The organism is Chitinophaga caseinilytica (genome assembly GCF_038396765.1).
In the GTDB taxonomy this organism is placed as follows: domain Bacteria; phylum Bacteroidota; class Bacteroidia; order Chitinophagales; family Chitinophagaceae; genus Chitinophaga; species Chitinophaga caseinilytica.
Window position 1 is genome coordinate 662,561 of sequence record NZ_CP150096.1, and the last position, 16,044, is coordinate 678,604.

Sequence of the window (16,044 nt, forward strand, 5' to 3'; positions counted from 1 at the left end):
ATGGCTGGAACGTGATCCGGTCTTATCAATGAAGCCGAAACAAGGCCGCGCTGTTTCCAGCGCGGCTCTTTTTTATCATCGTCAAATCGTTTCCTTCACACCGGCCCTTACCGCTTTCGCAGCTTCGACCATATTGCGGAGCGCAGCTTCCGTTTCGGGCCACTTCCGTGTTTTCAGCCCGCAGTCCGGGTTCACCCAGATGTTGCGCGCCGGCAAGTATTCGGCGGCTTTGCGCAGGAGGAATTCCATTTCGGCTATAGACGGCACCCGCGGCGAATGGATGTCGTACACCCCGGGCCCGATCTCGTTCGGGTATTTGAAATCCGCGAAAGCCTCCAGCAATTCCATTTGCGACCGCGACGTTTCGATCGTGATCACGTCTGCGTCCATTTCCGCGATATGGCGGATGATGTCGTTGAAATCGCTGTAGCACATGTGCGTGTGGATCTGTGTTCCGTCCTGCACGCCCGACGCGGAAACCCGGAAGGCGCGCACGGCCCAGTCGAGATACTGTTCCCGGTCGGCCTTACGGATGGGCAAACCTTCCCGGATGGCGGGCTCGTCGATCTGGATGATGCCGATCCCCGCCTGCTCCAGCGCCACCACTTCATCACGGATCGCCAGGGCGATTTGTGCCGTGGTTTCGGAACGGGGCTGATCGTCGCGGACGAAAGACCATTGCAAAATGGTGACCGGCCCGGTCAGCATACCTTTCATCGGCCGCGCGGTGCACGATTGCGCGAACACCGACCAGCGAACGGTCATATCCTGTTCGCGGCTCACGTCACCGAAAATAACCGGTGGCTTTACGCAACGGCTGCCGTAGCTCTGAACCCAGCCATGTTGCGTGAACGCGAACCCTTCGAGTTTTTCCCCGAAGTATTCCACCATGTCGTTCCGCTCGAATTCGCCATGCACCAGCACATCCAGCCCGATATCTTCCTGCAGTCGCACCGTTTCCCGGGTAGCGGATTCCAGCGATCCGTCGTATTGCGCTTGCGTAAGATCGCCTTTTTTGAATGCGGCCCTCAGCGCGCGGATATCCGCCGTTTGCGGGAAAGAACCGATCGTGGTGGTGGGGTACATCGGCAGCCCGAACCTTTGCTGCTGCAATGTTTGCCGATACACGAAGCCGGAAGCCCTCTGCGCATCGCGCTCCGAAATGGCGGCCACGCGCGCTTTCACGGCGGGTTTGTGGATGCGTGTGGATGCGCCCCTCGCGGCGATGGCCGCTTCGTTGGCCGCCAGCAAGGCCGCCTCGCCATGGAATATCCTGTCCAGTTCCGCCACTTCCTGCAGCTTCTGTTTGGCGAACGCCATCCAGGATTTCAGTTCTTCATCGAGCTGCGTTTCCAGCGCCAGGTCGGCCGGCGTGTGCAACAGGGAGCACGACGGAGCAATCATCACCCGGTCTTCCCCTAACTGGCCGACCGCTTTTTGAATGAATGGCAACGAGCGGCGGTAATCGTTTTTCCAGATATTCCTTCCATCGATCACGCCCAGCGACAGCGACATTTTCGGCGGCAGCAGCGGCAGGAGCTGTTCCAGCTGCGCGGGGTCGCGCACCAGGTCGATGTGCAGGCAGCACACGGGCAGCGAGGCGGCCAGTTCCGCATTGTCGCGGAGCCCTTCGAAATAGGTCGTCACCATGGTGCGGAGGCCTTTGCAATGTTTCGCAATCTCCGTGTAGGCGTAATGGTAAGCATCCGCCGCGCCTTCGGGGAGATCGGTGGCGAGGAAGGGCTCGTCCAGCTGCACCCAGGCGGCACCGCGGTCGCGCAGGCGTTGCAGGGCTTCGATATAAACGGGGAGCAGCCGGGGCAGCAGGCTGAGGCGGTGGAACCCGGGTTCTTTTTCCTTGCCGAGCAGCAGGTAAGAAACGGGGCCGATCAGCACGGGTTTCGGTGTGGCGGCGAGCTGGTGCTTCGCTGCGTCGAAGGCGTTGAACACTTTGTTGGAGAAGAGGCGGAAAGACTGGTCTTTCCGGAATTCCGGCACGATGTAATGATAGTTCGTGTCGAACCACTTGGTCATTTCCATGGCGGTGAGATCGAGGCCATGTTCCTGGCATCCGCGTGCCATGGCGAATGCGAGATCGGTTTCGGTGTTCTGCGGCACGTCTGTGACCACGGGCGCGTACCGGTCGGGGATGGCGCCGACGAGCAGCGACATGTCGAGCACATGATCATAGTAACTGAAATCGTTGCAGGGGATGAGGTCCATCCCTGCGGCTTGTTGCAGCCGCCATTGTTCTTCCTGGAGGCGTTGAGCGGCGACGGTCAGTTCCTGGCGGCCGATGCGGCCTTGCCAGTACGCTTCGCAAGCTTTTTTGAGCTGGCGTTGGGCTCCCATGCGCGGGTAGCCGAGGGTGTGTTTCAGCATAGCAAAAACGTTTTTAAGACATTAATGTGGATTAATGCTCCTTACGGTTTTCGTACGCTTTCAGGAAATGTGAGTAGGCATGGAACGGCGGGGCATATGTTGCCCATGACGGTCCCGACCATTGCTTCAAATCGCGAAAGCAAGATCTTTCATAGCGGGCAAGTATCCTGGCTTGTAACATTACCGCCGTTCTTCTCATCCTGTTCAGGTCAGGACAATGAACGCCTTGGGCGGTAACTCTGGCAGTTACTTACAGTTGCGCGACAGCCCGTGATTTGCACACGGTTCCTTTTTAAATCCGGCTTTCGCCGGCTACCACGCTATGGAAAATATGAATTGGGTAAAGAACTCGGGACCAAAGATAGGAATGTCCGCATTCAAAACCTATCAAGCGGGCTTGTTAATGCGCATTAACCAATAAAAACTTTGGCACAGTATGTGCAAATATGGGTCTGACCGGCTTATACCTAGTAGATTGAATATTACCGGAAAGCCATATAAAAGATTCAGACGTATACCTGTATACTCGCCTCTATTTTTATTGAAACTTCCACTTTAGCAGCATGTACCAAACGTACCGTATTATTTGCGGCAGGCTTTCGTATGCCTGCGCTGCAGTGGGTAACAGCGACTCGTATATGAAAAGGATATTGGTAATTGAAGACGATTTGTTAATGATCCATGTAGTAGAGCTGATCATTAAGAAGGAAGGACACCATGCAGATCTGGCATACAACGGAAAAGAAGCGGCTATGTTATTGGGCTCGTATGATTACGACCTGGTGATCGCCGATCTGAAGCTGCCTTTCCCCCATTTAGATGAACTTTCAGCGCAATTGCGCGCCCAGCGCGGGCGGCGTAGTTTGCCTGTTATCATGATACTGCCCGCCTATTTCGTTATGGACAGTATTTCTTCCTGGTTCGGCATGGAAGCGGAAGAAATCATTATAAGGCCTTTCAGTCCACTCGAGTTGACCACAAAAATCCAGGCGCTGTTGAACTGACGCGCCTCTTCTTTCTTTCCTCACCCGGCCCTCCGGTCACGGCTCCCCCAGCAAGTGACCGGCGCCGGTCAGGAAATCCCCACTCCATCTTCATACACCCATTCATTTGTATCATCCACCCCGTACCAACCGGCATCAGGTATTTATACCCGGAAAGGCGGATATTTGCCCCATGGATATTTTTACCATTTCGGTGGACGAGCGCCGCTTCGAAGTGAAGCCTTTCGTGAAAGGCTACGGCATGGCGTTTCATGTGGATACGGGCGACGGGCTGGTGATCTTCGAGCTGGACGAGGAAGACAGCCTCCGCGCCATCTCCCAGGGCCCTACTCCGCCAGATTCCGCGCTGGTAGGCCGCATCGCCGATGCGATCGTGGCGCACTTCGGATGATTTGCCAATATTTTTAGCTACATTTGCTAATGAACTTAGCATTATGATCGCCCTGGTTGACTGCAATAATTTTTACGTAAGCTGCGAAAGGCTCTTCCACCCCGCCGTCCTTCACCGGCCCGTGGTGGTGCTCAGCAATAACGACGGCTGCGTGATCTCCCGTTCCGAAGAAGCCAAAGCCCTCGGCATCCGCATGGGCGCGCCGGCCTTCTTCATGGAAGAAATGCTGGAGCGGCACCAGGTCGCGGTCTTCTCCTCGAATTACACCTTGTACGGCAGCCTGTCGCAGCGCGTGATGCAGGTACTCGCCGGCTTCGTGCCGGAAATGGAGGTCTACAGTATCGACGAAGCCTTCCTCGATGTCGCGGGCCATGCTTCCCCCGCTACACTGGCGGCGGCCATCCGCGCGGGCGTGCTGCACAACGTCGGGATACCCGTTTCCGTTGGCGTGGCGCCCACCAAAACCCTCGCCAAGATGGCCAACCGCGCCGTCAAAAAATCCAAACTGCCCGAAGGCTTCCTCGTCCTCGACTCGCCCGAAAAAACCACGGCCGTCCTCGCCGCCACGCAAGTGGAAGACATCTGGGGCATCGGTGCGCAATACGCCGCCATGCTCCACCAGAAAGGGTTCCACACGGCGCTCGACCTATCCCGCGTGCCCGATGATTTTGCACGGCGGGAACTGACCGTTCAGGGCCTGCGTCTGGTGCATGAGTTGCGCGGCATTCCGAGCATCGGGATGGAAGAATCGGCGCCGGCGAAAAAAGCGGTGTGCGTGGCGCGCTCGTTCGGGCAGTTGCTCACCGAAAAGGACGATATCCGCGAAGCCCTCGCCAATTACGCCGCCGTGGCCGCGCAGAAGCTGCGGGCACAGGGCTCGCGGGCCAGCATCATCCAGGTGTTCGTACAAACGAATAATTTCCGCGGGCAGGACGCGCAATATCACCGCTCCGTGAACCTCCGGCTGCCCGTACCCGCCAGCAGCACGCGGGAGCTCATCCGCCAGGCGCTCCTGGCGCTCGACCGCATCTTCAAGCCGGGGTATAATTACAAGAAAACCGGTATTGTAGCGATGGACCTGGTGCCGGATTCGCAGGTGCAGGAAAACCTCTTCGAATCTACCGATCACGAAAAGGAACGCAAGCTCATGCAGGCGCTCGACGGCATCACGCGGCACTTTGCCGGCAAACCCGTGCTGCGCTTCGCGGTGCAGGGCGGCAACAAGAAATGGGCGCTACGGCAGGAGCGGCTTTCGCCATGCTACACCACGCGCCTGGAGGAAATCATCAAAGCGAAAGCGGAATGAATGACGACATACTTAACAGATACGCCCAATGATGAAAGCAATGACCCAACATAGCGCTACCTGATGCACAACCCGCTCGCCATATTACGGCCCGCGGTGCTGGAAGGGCTCCTGGCAGCGGGGCACCGCTGGTTCGTTAGGCAGCAATACCCCCGCGGCATGCACCCTTCGCTGAAGGCAGCGTTCCTCATTTCGGCGTACCGGAATATCGGGGAAGCACGGGCGCACCTGGAAGCCATCGCCGCCGATCCGCAGCGGCGCGTGTATGACGGGAACGACGCGGCCGACCGCGAACGCCTCTTCACCGCCGCCGCACAACCCGACGGATACGCCATCTACGTGAGCCTGCTCGCCAAACGTAAATGGAGCCCCGATCCCGCAACGGGAGCGGCTATCAAACAGTACGTCCGCGCACATACCAACTGGAAGCCCGACCGGAAGGAAGACCTCCACGTGTCGCTATTCATCCAGTTTGGCGAACTTTTCCTTAATTTGAAAACGAAACAGGAAGAAATCAAAATACCCTTTTCCGACATCGAAAAAACCTGATCCCATGTGTTACGACCTTTCCTTCTCCGCCAGCATCGCCTCCGTGTTCGACTATCTGCCCGAGCTCAAAGACATGGGGCAGCTGGACCTTCACTTCGAGCCCACTTTCCACAAAGTGGCGCAAGCGTACCCCAAATGGCCGGTGGTAGTGCAGGATAACGGGGAATTCAAGCTCAAAAGGTTCGAATGGGGCGTGATCCCCAACTACATGAAAACACCGGAAGAAGTGAAAAAAGGAAGGAAATGGATGGTAAACGCCCGTTCCGAAAAAGTGCTCGACACCAAAGCCTACTGGAACCGCATCCGCAAAAACCGATGCCTCGTTCCCGCCACCGGATTCTTCGAACACCGCGAAGTGCCCGGATGGAAAAATAAAGTCCCCTATTACATCCACGTCAAAGACCGCGATATCTTCTTCATCGCCGGGCTCTACGCCTGGTCGCACCTCCCCGATCCGGAAACCGGCGAAATCCCCGGCACGTTCACCCTCATCACCCGCGAAGCCAACGATGTCATGAAACGCATCCACAACGGCGGCGACAACGCCGGCCGGATGCCGCTCATCCTCCCCCGAGAACTGGAAAAGGAATGGCTGCGCCCCGATCTGACAGACGAAGGCATCAAATCCATCCTCGCTTACGCCATCCCGTCAGACGAGCTGGCGTACTGGACCGTCAACTCCGTCCGCAAAGCGAAGCCTGACGACGAATCCGTCATCGCCGAAACTACCTGGGCCGATCTGCCCGCTTTGTAATTTTCATTGGGAAACTAGCTCGCCCGGATAACGCGCAACGGGAAGGGCGTCTGCTGCCGCGCCTCGCGGATGTATTGATCGATGACGTTATACAGCCGGTCGAATTCGATGGGCTTGATGAGATATTCGTTCACACCCGCGGCTTTGGCTTCGTTCTGCTGTTCGCGGAACGCATCGGCCGAAATGGCGATGACGGGAATATGTTTCAGGTCGGGATCTTTCCGGATCTGGACGATCACTTCGCGGCCGCTCATGCGCGGCATGTGCATGTCGAGGATAATGATGTCCGGATGCACAGCGCGGGCGAGGCGTAGCCCGTCTTCCCCATTTCCCGCGATATGAAGATTGATACCCACGTGTGAGAAAAAGCGTTCCATGATGAGCTGGTTGATCTCACTGTCTTCCATGAGCAGCACGCGCGTTTCCGAGGGGAACGACTGGTATTCCGCCTGTGTTTCCAGCGGGCTGGGGGCTACTTCCATGCCGGCCATGGCGGCTTCTTCCACGAGCGGGAGGGTGACGGTGAACGCGGTGCCCATGCCGGGCGTGCTGCGAACGGAGATGGTGCCACCCATCATTTCGACGATGCGCCGGGTGATGGTGAGACCGAGGCCCGTGCCGCCGTAAGTTTCATGGATGGTAGCATCGGCCTGTTCGAATGGCTGGAAGATGACGCGCTGCTTGTCTTCCGGGATACCGATCCCTTCGTCGGACACGCGGATGCACCAGTGTGCGGGTTCCCGGCGGAAAACGTGGAGCGTTATCTTTTTATTTTCGGGAGAGAATTTGATGGCGTTGCCGAGGAGGTTATTGGCGATTTGGGTGAGATGGAGGCGATCGCCGCAAACGATGCCGGGCAGGCGATTGTCGATCTGCAACTGGATGGCCACGCCTTTGACCTGCGCCGCGTTCTGGTAGATGGTCGAAATGCCGCGGAGCCATTCGCGGAGGTCGAAGGGCTCGGGCTGCACCTGGTCGATCTTTCCGGCTTCGATGCGGGCGAGCTCGAGTACGTTGTTGACGATTTCGAGGAGGCTATGGCCGCTGGTGCTGATGCTTTCGATATAGGCCAGCACGCTCTGCGGGATGCGGTTGCGGTTGTCGGTTTCGTTGAGGAGGAGGTACGTCATCCCGATGACCGCGTTGAGCGGGTTGCGGATTTCGTGGCTGATTTCCCGGAGGAAGGCGGATTTGGCGATATTGGCTTTCTCCGCGGCGTCGCGGGCTTTGGTGAGCTCTTCCCGCGCTTCTTCCAACTGTTTCAATTGCGCGGTGAGCATTTTATCCTGTTCGCGGAGCTGACGGTTGCTGCGCTTGAGGTGCTGGATGGCGTCGTCCATGGCGATGTTGCTGGCCAGGAGATCTTTGGTACGGTCGCTCACCTCCTGTTCGAGATGTTCGTTGTAAGCCGATAGTTTCACGTTCGCCGCTTTCAGTTCGGCTTCCTTGTCGTTCACCAGTTTATTCTTCTCGAGGAGGGTTTCGTTGCGTTTGTGCAGGCGTTTCACGAGGCCGGAGATATTGATCTGGTAGAAACTGATCACCATATAATTGAGGGCCAGCACTACCGACATGATCATCCACCGGAAGATATAGAGCTCGTCCCGCGTCATGGCCATGGGCGTTACCACCTGGAAGTAATAATTGGTTTCGAGGAGGATGAGGCAGGTGAGGATGAGGCAGAGGCAGTACCAGCGCAATTCTTTTTCGTGCGGGGTGCAAATGAGCAGGGGCACCCCGATGAGGAAAAGCCCCAGGAAATGTACCTGCGTACTTTCGCCGAAAGTGGCGCCATAATAGAGCATCACGAGGCAAAACACGAGCATGAGGGTGAACTTGGCCGTGGCGTACCGGCCGATGCGGTTGAATGCGAGCACCGACAAAAAACCGCCTACGAAGCCGAGCGCGGTGTAGAGAATGGACCAGTCGCCCGAGATCCATGCGAGGCTCACGCCACAGAAGGTGCAAAGCAGGGCGGTGATAAAACTGAATGAGTTTACCACCATCAAACGCTTTACATCACCCTCCCGGTGGTCGGGTTGAAGGCCAACACGTTTAATTTTATTGAACCACTCCGTTAACATTCAAAAAACTCTCTTCTATAATTTACGGAATTTTCCCGACAGGCCGGGGTTAAATCTTTTGCGGTACAGCCCTTATCTGCGCCCGGTCAACAGCAACAAGCGATTAACAAATCGCGGTCCGGCAAAAAATTAGCCCGATGAACATCGGGCCAGGGCTGATAACTCTCCAAAATTTATATTGAACTTACTGGTATCGGCGGTCATGGATGCAACGGGAAATTAAGGACACACATCGGTAGGTTTTGTTAAAATATCGTTAACGATGAGGGCTTAAAAATAACAAGTCCGGGGAGATCCCCAGACCTGCTAAATACGCTCCAATTTAACTACATGGAAGAATGTCCCTTTCGGAACACCCCGTCCATGGTTCACCAAAATTAGCGTCGGGCAATGCCAACAGGTGTTAAATGATTGTTATTGACATCGTAAGGAAGACTAACGTGTTTGCATTTTATTAAATTGATAAAGATCAGGGACCGTGCCTGACCCGCATCAGGACAGCCCCCGTTCCGCCATCCTAATTTTGTGCAATTAAAACAACCCTTGGCATGCCGTCAGTCGAAATACTCAGCCGCATTCAGTTCGCCTTCACCATCGCTTTCCATTATATCTATCCGCCGCTCAGCATCGGGTTGGGCGTTTGCCTCGTTATCATGGAAGGCATGTACCTCCGCACGGGGATCAAAATGTATGAAGACATCACCCGTTTCTGGATCAAGATTTTCGCCCTGATTTTCGGGATCGGCGTGGCTACGGGCATCGTCATGGAGTTCGAGTTCGGCACCAACTGGGCCACCTATTCCCGGTACGTGGGCGATATCTTCGGAAGCGCCCTCGCCGCCGAGGGCATCTTCGCTTTCGCCCTGGAATCCGGCTTCCTCGGCATCCTTATTTTCGGCTGGAACCGCGTCTCCAAAGGCGTTCACTTCTTTTCCACCATCATGGTCGCCCTCGGCTCCATGTTCTCCGCCGTATGGATCGTGATCGCCAATTCCTGGCAGCAAACGCCCACCGGCTACGTCATCGAAGGCGAAGGGCTCATGGCCCGCGCCGTGATCACAGACTTCTGGGAAATGGTGTTCAACCCTTCTTCCATGGACCGCCTCTCCCACGTGATCATCGGCGCTTTCCTCGCCGGATCGTTCCTCGTCATGAGCGTGGGCGCCTATTACATCGTCCGCAACCGGTTCGTGGAGCCGGCGAAGGCCATGTTCAAGGTAGGCCTCTCCGTAGCCGTGATCGCCGCACTGGCGCAGCTGTTCACCGGCCACCGTTCCGCCCATTACGTCAGCGAATACCAACCCGCCAAGCTTGCGGCCATGGAAGGGCATTGGGACAGCTCCGCCGTGGCGCCCATGTACCTTTTCGGTTGGGTCGACAATGAACAGGGGAAAACGACGGGGCTCGGCCTGCCGGGGGGCCTTTCCTTCCTCACCCATGGCTCCTTCAGCGCCCCCGTGACCGGGCTGGGCGCCTTCCCGAAAACGGAACGGCCCACCGCGGTGAACTTCGTGTTCCAGAGTTACCACATCATGATCGCTATCGGTATGATATTGATTGCCATGACGTTACTGGCCGTCTATTACCTTTGGCGAAAACGGCTGTTCAACAAAAAATGGCTCATGACCCTCTTCATCTGGGCCGTACTGCTGCCGCAGATCGCCAACCAGGCCGGCTGGTACGCGGCCGAAGTGGGCAGGCAGCCCTGGGTGGTATATGGCCTCCTCCGCACGTCGGACGCGCTGAGCAAAGACGTAAAAGCCAACCAGGTCGTGTTCAGTCTCGTCCTCTTCACGCTCGTGTATACGCTGTTGTTCATTTTGTTCATTTATCTGCTCAATAAGAAAATCCAGCACGGTCCGGCCATGACGCACAACGAAGAAGAGGAAAGCGACGAATTCTCGAAGCGCAATATCAAGCAACTGCAAAACCCCGAACACTAAACACCTCAAAACGCAAGACATGGAAACGATCTTAGGACTGGACCTGCCCACACTTTGGTTCCTCGTCATCGGGGGGCTGATCACAGGCTACGGCGTGCTCGACGGGTTCGACCTCGGCGCCGGGGCGCTCCATCTTTTTTCAATAAGGAAGAAAGCCGGCGCATCGCGCTGAACGCCATCGGCCCGGTGTGGGACGGCAACGAGGTATGGCTCGTGATTGCGGGAGGCGCCCTGTTCGCGGGGTTCCCGCTCGTTTACGGCACCATCCTGTCGATTTTCTACGTACCATTTATGCTGTTCCTCGTGGCATTGATCTTCCGCGCGATCTCGATCGAGTTCCGCAGCAAGGAGCCCATGGCCTGGTGGCGGAAGATGTGGGATGTGAGCTATATGGTATCGAGCACGCTGATCACCTTCCTGTTGGGCCTGGTGCTGGGGAACCTCATCCACGGGCTGCCTATCAACGAAAAACACGAGTTCACCGGCGATCTGCTGTCGTTCTTCAATCCCTACGCCCTACTCATCGCCATTACGACCCTGTCGCTTTTCATGCTCCACGGCGCCATTTACCTCGTCATGAAAACCGAAAACCGGCTCTACGCCAAGCTGACGGTGCTGGTCAACAACTGCAGTAAATTCTTCATCCTCTGCTTCATCCTCTCCTCGATGGTAACGCTGATCTACATTCCGCATATGACCGACGAGTTCAAGAAAAATCCCTGGCTGTTTGCCCTGCCTTTGCTGGCCGTGCTCACCGTGCTCAACATCAAGCGGAACATCGACGCGCGAAAGTATTTCACCGCCTTCGTCTTCTCCAGCTGCATCACGGCTATTTTATTGATCCTCTTTGCCATCGGGCTGTATCCCAACATCGTCATCAGCACCACCAACCCGGCGTACAGCATCAGCATCTACGAAGCCGCATCTTCCCCTAAATCATTGAAAATCATGTTATTGATGGCCGCAATCGGCACGCCGCTCGTCATCTCCTACACCATTTTCGTGTTCTGGACCTTCCGTGGAAAGGTAAAACTCAATGAAATGAGCTACTGACGGGGGTTTCGGGCAAAAAAGAAGCCCCGGCAAGGAATTGCCAGGGCTTTACCATTTAACCTAACTATATGCTGTAACAGCAACTAGTTCCTTGAATATTTTGAGGGGATAACTTGCTCTGTTTATTAGTTAGACGTCGAACTATAAAAATACATGCGTGTTAAAACATCTTTTTTTTAGAAAAGGGGCGAAACCTCCGAATCTTAGTCTTTATGGCAATAAGATGCCTAAAAAGGGTGAAAAGTTTAATGGGGGACTATTTTCCGGGAAAAATTTGTCTTTACATTTGAAGCATGAACCGTATCGACCGTTTAACCGCTATTCTTGTACAGCTGCAGGGGAAGAAAATCGTGAAAGCGCAGGAGATCGCAGACAGGTTTGACATCAGCCTGCGCACCGTTTACCGCGACGTTAAAGCCCTCATGGAAGCCGGCGTGCCCATCGGCGCCGAGGCGGGAACGGGATATTATATCGTGGACGGGTACCATCTGCCGCCCGTGATGTTCGACCGGAGCGAGGCCGCCGCCCTGCTCACCGGCGAAAAACTCATGGAAAAGCACAGCGACCGCTCCAACCACCAGCAGTTCAGTTCCGCCATGCAAAAGATCAGGGCCGTGCTGCGGGGAAGCGATAAGGATTTCCTCGAATCGCTCGACGAAAACATCGCCGTGCTGCACGACCGGCGGAGCAACGACGAACAGGAGTTTCCCAACCGCTTCCTGAGCGACATCCAGGCCGGGCTGGCCAACCAGAAGGTACTGGCCGTGGAATATTACTCCTTTTACAGCGACAGCACCAGTCACCGCGAGATCGAGCCCATCGGTATTTTCCATATGAACAGCAGCTGGCATCTCATCGGCTGGTGCCGCCTCCGCAACGATTACCGCGATTTCCGGGCAGATCGTATCAAGACCCTGCACCTCACCAACCAGGGGTTCGACAAATCGAAACGGATCACTTTACAACAATACATCACAAAGGAATTTGAGGCCGATCCCGACCAACCGAGCCTGATCAAGGTGCGTATTTCGCACGATGTGGCGCGCTGGCTGGGGCAACAGAAATATCATTACGGATTTGTACAGGAAAAGATGGAAGAGAATTACGTGGAGATGGATTTCCTGTACCGCAGTCTTTCCTACTTTGCGCGGTGGCTGCTCATGTTGGGGAAATATGCGGAAATCGTGGAGCCGAACGATCTGAAGATCATCATCCGCCAGCAGATTTCCGAATTAAGCGAACATTACTCCTGACATACCGTTGTCACACCGGCCTGTTTCCTTTGCATAAACGACAGGTATGCAGAAAACAGATCTCAACAAAGAACTTCGACAATATTACCGGGCGCGGTCTACCCCGGAGCTGGTTACCATTGCGCCCGGTCAGTTCCTGACCGTGGAAGGTACGGGCGATTGCCATGCCGGGGAATTCCGTTCCAAGATCAAGACGCTTTTGGCTACGGCGGGCAACGTCCGCAAGATTTCCAAATTGCAGGGCAACGATTTCCGGATGCCCGCGCTGGAAAGTTATTGGTGGGCGAAGAGCGACGAGCCTTTTCCGAACGTTACGGCTACCGAATGGAACTGGAAGCTGGCGATCCAGATGCCGGCCTTCGTGAGCCGGGGCGATTGCCGGCAGGCGGCGGCATTGGCGGGCAACAAGAAGCTCCCTTTCCTCGACGCGCTCCGTTTCGAAGCGATGCCCCCGGCGCTGGCGGTACAGCTGCTGCATACGGGTTCCTATTTCGAAGAGGAAGCTTCCGTGGCCAGGTTGCATCAATACATCCGTCAGCACCACCTGGAAGTGAACGGCGTGCATCATGAAATCTATCTGAACGATCCGGGAAAAACGCCGCCGGATAAACTGAAAACGATCCTGCGGCTGAACGTGAAGGCGGGGTGATTAATGCCGGGGAGTTCGATGGCTTGAGACGCGAGATCATGGAATGACTGGCGTCTTTTTTATTGGAGCGATGTGAAGTTGATTATTTTTCGTCGCCGCCGATGCCGAGGAGCTCGATGGCTTGAGACGCAAGATCATGGAATGACTGGCGTCTTTTTTATTGAAACGATTTGAGGTGATTATTTTTCATCCCCGCCGATGCCGAGGAGCTCGATGGCTTGAGACGCAGCTATCTGGCTGGCGTCTTTTTTATTAAAGGCTTTGCCGGTGCAGATGAGCTCGCCGTCGAGCATGGCGCCAACGGTGAAGATGCGGCGGCCGTTGTCCATCTGTTCTTCGATGAGCTCGAATTCGAGGGTTTTACCGTTTTTGTTGGCCCAGCCGTAGAGTTTGTTCTTGTGGTTCATCTCCACGATCTCGAGGGCTTCCAGGTCGATGTAGGGAACGAGGATGCGTTTGTGGACGAACTGTTTGGTCTGGTTATATCCGCGATCGAGGTAAACGGCGCCTACGAGGGCTTCGAGCGTGTTGCCGAAGATCTGGGAGATTTTGAGGAACGAGTTGTATTTGTCGTAGATCGTGAGTTTGCGGAGGCCCATTTTGATGGCGATATCGTTGAGCTGCTGGCGGTTCACGATTTTGGACCGCATTTCGGTGAGGTAACCTTCGGTTTTGTAGGGGTATTTTTTGAAGAGATAGTCGCCAATAATGGCGCCGAGGATGGCGTCACCAAGATATTCCAGGCGCTCGTTGCTCTCAAGGAATTTCTCCTTGCTGGAACGGTGGCTCAAAGCAACTTCGTACAAAGCCAGATTGCCCGGGTGGAACCCGAGGAGGTTGTAGAGGTCTTTGTACAGTTTCTTTTTCCCGTATAAAATTTTATATAGGAATCCTGGAAGTAGTCTCACACAATCAAGGAACAAATTTTTTGAAAATAACGGAGGCGTTGTGCCCGCCAAACCCGAAGGTATTGCTGAGCGCCGCTCTCACTTCTCTTTTTTGTGCAACGTTAAAGGTGAAATTCAGCTTGGCGTCGAGCTGGGGATCGTCGGTGAAGTGGTTGATGGTGGGAGGCACGAGACCTTCCAGAATGCTCTTGATGATCGTAATGGATTCCACGGCTCCGGCAGCCCCGAGCAGGTGCCCGGTCATGGATTTGGTGGAGCTGATGTTGAGATCGTAAGCAGCTTCTCCAAATACCTGTTGAATGGCCTTTACTTCCGCAATGTCGCCCAGCGGAGTAGAAGTACCGTGTACATTGATGTAGTCGATTTCTTCCGGTTGGAGGCCGGCATCTTTGAGCGCCTGTGTCATCACATTCATGGCTCCGAGCCCTTCGGGATGGGGAGCGGTGATGTGGTGTGCGTCTGCAGATGCGCCGCCGCCGGCGAGCTCGACGTAGATTTTCGCGCCGCGGGCCATGGCATGTTCGTAGCTTTCCAGCACCAGAGCGCCGGCGCCTTCGCCCATTACAAAACCGTCGCGGTCGAGATCGAATGGCCTGGAGGCCGTTTTGGGATCGTCGTTCCTTTCGCTGAGCGCCTTCATGGCGTTGAAACCGCCTACGCAGGGCTCATTGATGATGTTTTCGGAACCACCTGAAATAACAACGTCCGCTTTTCCGTAGCGGATGGTGTACATGGCTTCGATGAGGGCATTGGTGGCGGATGCACAGGCAGATACCACCGAGAAGTTAGGCCCCCTGAAACCATGCCGCATGGATATATGCCCTGCGGCAATATCCAGGATCAGCCGGGTGATCAGGAAAGGACTGAAACGTGGCGTTCCGTCCCCGGAATGGAATTCCTTTAACTCATTCGAGAAGTTGATCATCCCGCCTACACCCGTACCCCAGATCACGCCAACCCTGTCAACATCCACGGAGTTGCGGTCGATTTTCGCGTCCGCAACTGCCTGATCGGCTGCTATGACGGCGGTTTGCGTGAACGGGTCCATTTTGCGCGCGTCCTTCTTATCCATGAATTGGGTAGGATCGAAGTCTTTCAGCTCACAGGCAAAACGGGTCTTGAATTTGGAAGCATCAAACTGCTTGATATAATCAGCGCCCGATACACCGTTCGCCAATCCCTGCCAGAAAGATTCCACGGAATTGCCGAGCGGTGTCAGCGCGCCTAAACCTGTAACGACTACTCGTCTTGGTTGCATTAAAACAGTTCTGATTGTTGGATTATTTTACGTGTTCTTCCAGGTAAGCTACTGCCTGGCCAACAGTGGTGATAGTTTCTGCTTGTTCGTCAGGAATGGAGATGTTGAATTCTTTTTCGAATTCCATGATCAGTTCTACCGTATCCAAAGAGTCAGCGCCCAGGTCGTTGGTGAAAGAGGCTTCAGGAGTTACCTCGGCTTCGTCAACGCCTAATTTGTCAATAATGATCTTTTTAACTCTTGATGCAATGTCTGACATAATTTTAAGTGTTTTTGGTTTAAAACTTGACTGCAAAAATATAATTTTTATTCAATTGCCAAGGATTCGGTGGAATTTTAACCCAGATTTTCCATTTGCTTAACAACAATGAACTCCAAGATAAGCCACAGCATTGAATTACAGCTTTCACCGCATACTCACGGCCAAACATATGACTTCCCTTTTTCATCCTTTAAAACCCCGCTTTCACCCGCTTTTCTCCCCTTTTTTCTCCCATCCCCATCCTCCCT

Annotated in this window: 15 protein-coding genes and 1 riboswitch; of the genes, 10 read left to right on the plus strand and 5 right to left on the minus strand. The window is 54.9% G+C overall.

The features are described 5' to 3' along the window. Positions 1–81: 81 nt before the first annotated feature. The gene (gene metE, locus WJU22_RS02825) at positions 82–2,382 is read right to left on the minus strand and encodes a 5-methyltetrahydropteroyltriglutamate--homocysteine S-methyltransferase (RefSeq protein ID WP_341841774.1); all 2,301 of its coding nucleotides are present in this window, start codon (positions 2,380–2,382) and stop codon (positions 82–84) included. Between the two features lie 140 nt (positions 2,383–2,522). Next, a riboswitch (cobalamin riboswitch) is annotated at positions 2,523–2,718 on the minus strand. Between the two features lie 302 nt (positions 2,719–3,020). On the opposite strand from metE, the gene WJU22_RS02830 reads away from it, so the two are divergent. From WJU22_RS02830 to WJU22_RS02850, 5 genes are all read left to right on the plus strand, one after another. Continuing rightward, entirely contained in the window at positions 3,021–3,386 is a 366-nt protein-coding gene (locus WJU22_RS02830) for a response regulator transcription factor (protein ID WP_341841775.1), read from the plus strand. Between the two features lie 172 nt (positions 3,387–3,558). Continuing rightward, positions 3,559–3,777 (plus strand): hypothetical protein, encoded by a 219-nt coding sequence (locus tag WJU22_RS02835; protein WP_341841776.1) that lies wholly within the window; start codon positions 3,559–3,561, stop codon positions 3,775–3,777. 43 nt (positions 3,778–3,820) lie between these two features. Continuing rightward, positions 3,821–5,083, plus strand: coding sequence for a Y-family DNA polymerase (locus WJU22_RS02840; RefSeq protein WP_341841777.1), 1,263 nt, complete (start codon positions 3,821–3,823; stop codon positions 5,081–5,083). A 63-nt stretch (positions 5,084–5,146) separates the two neighbouring features. Next, complete coding sequence (locus WJU22_RS02845; RefSeq protein ID WP_341841778.1) at positions 5,147–5,632, plus strand: hypothetical protein; 486 nt, start codon at positions 5,147–5,149, stop codon at positions 5,630–5,632. A gap of 4 nt (positions 5,633–5,636) precedes the next feature. Next, on the plus strand, positions 5,637–6,386 hold the full coding sequence (locus WJU22_RS02850; RefSeq protein ID WP_341841779.1) for an SOS response-associated peptidase: 750 nt from the start codon (positions 5,637–5,639) through the stop codon (positions 6,384–6,386). Between the two features lie 14 nt (positions 6,387–6,400). Here the strand turns inward: WJU22_RS02850 and WJU22_RS02855 are convergent, their stop codons facing one another. Continuing rightward, on the minus strand, positions 6,401–8,392 hold the full coding sequence (locus tag WJU22_RS02855) for a hybrid sensor histidine kinase/response regulator (protein ID WP_341841780.1): 1,992 nt from the start codon (positions 8,390–8,392) through the stop codon (positions 6,401–6,403). A 626-nt stretch (positions 8,393–9,018) separates the two neighbouring features. Here WJU22_RS02855 and WJU22_RS02860 point away from each other — a divergent pair. The 5 genes from WJU22_RS02860 to WJU22_RS02880 all read left to right on the plus strand — a co-directional run bounded on the left by WJU22_RS02860 (position 9,019) and on the right by WJU22_RS02880 (position 13,368). Then, positions 9,019–10,413 carry a cytochrome ubiquinol oxidase subunit I gene (locus tag WJU22_RS02860; protein WP_341841782.1) on the plus strand — a complete coding sequence of 465 codons (1,395 nt, stop codon included), beginning with the start codon at positions 9,019–9,021 and terminating at the stop codon, positions 10,411–10,413. Positions 10,414–10,432: 19 nt separating this feature from the next. Then, on the plus strand, positions 10,433–10,585 hold the full coding sequence (locus WJU22_RS02865) for a hypothetical protein (RefSeq protein ID WP_341841783.1): 153 nt from the start codon (positions 10,433–10,435) through the stop codon (positions 10,583–10,585). Positions 10,586–10,599: 14 nt separating this feature from the next. Next, on the plus strand, positions 10,600–11,466 hold the full coding sequence (cydB, locus tag WJU22_RS02870; RefSeq protein ID WP_341841784.1) for a cytochrome d ubiquinol oxidase subunit II: 867 nt from the start codon (positions 10,600–10,602) through the stop codon (positions 11,464–11,466). 293 nt (positions 11,467–11,759) lie between these two features. Then, positions 11,760–12,719 carry a YafY family protein gene (locus tag WJU22_RS02875; RefSeq protein ID WP_341841785.1) on the plus strand — a complete coding sequence of 320 codons (960 nt, stop codon included), beginning with the start codon at positions 11,760–11,762 and terminating at the stop codon, positions 12,717–12,719. A gap of 46 nt (positions 12,720–12,765) precedes the next feature. Continuing rightward, the gene (locus WJU22_RS02880) at positions 12,766–13,368 is read left to right on the plus strand and encodes a GyrI-like domain-containing protein (protein WP_341841786.1); all 603 of its coding nucleotides are present in this window, start codon (positions 12,766–12,768) and stop codon (positions 13,366–13,368) included. Between the two features lie 179 nt (positions 13,369–13,547). Here WJU22_RS02880 and rnc read toward each other — a convergent pair whose 3' ends face one another. From rnc to WJU22_RS02895, 3 genes are read right to left on the minus strand one after another with little or no spacing between them, the layout of a single operon-like run. Next, complete coding sequence (gene rnc, locus WJU22_RS02885; protein ID WP_341841787.1) at positions 13,548–14,276, minus strand: ribonuclease III; 729 nt, start codon at positions 14,274–14,276, stop codon at positions 13,548–13,550. A gap of 4 nt (positions 14,277–14,280) precedes the next feature. Further along, the gene (fabF, locus tag WJU22_RS02890) at positions 14,281–15,534 is read right to left on the minus strand and encodes a beta-ketoacyl-ACP synthase II (RefSeq protein WP_341841788.1); all 1,254 of its coding nucleotides are present in this window, start codon (positions 15,532–15,534) and stop codon (positions 14,281–14,283) included. 22 nt (positions 15,535–15,556) lie between these two features. Continuing rightward, entirely contained in the window at positions 15,557–15,793 is a 237-nt protein-coding gene (locus WJU22_RS02895; protein WP_012788038.1) for an acyl carrier protein, read from the minus strand. Positions 15,794–16,044: the final 251 nt, after the last annotated feature.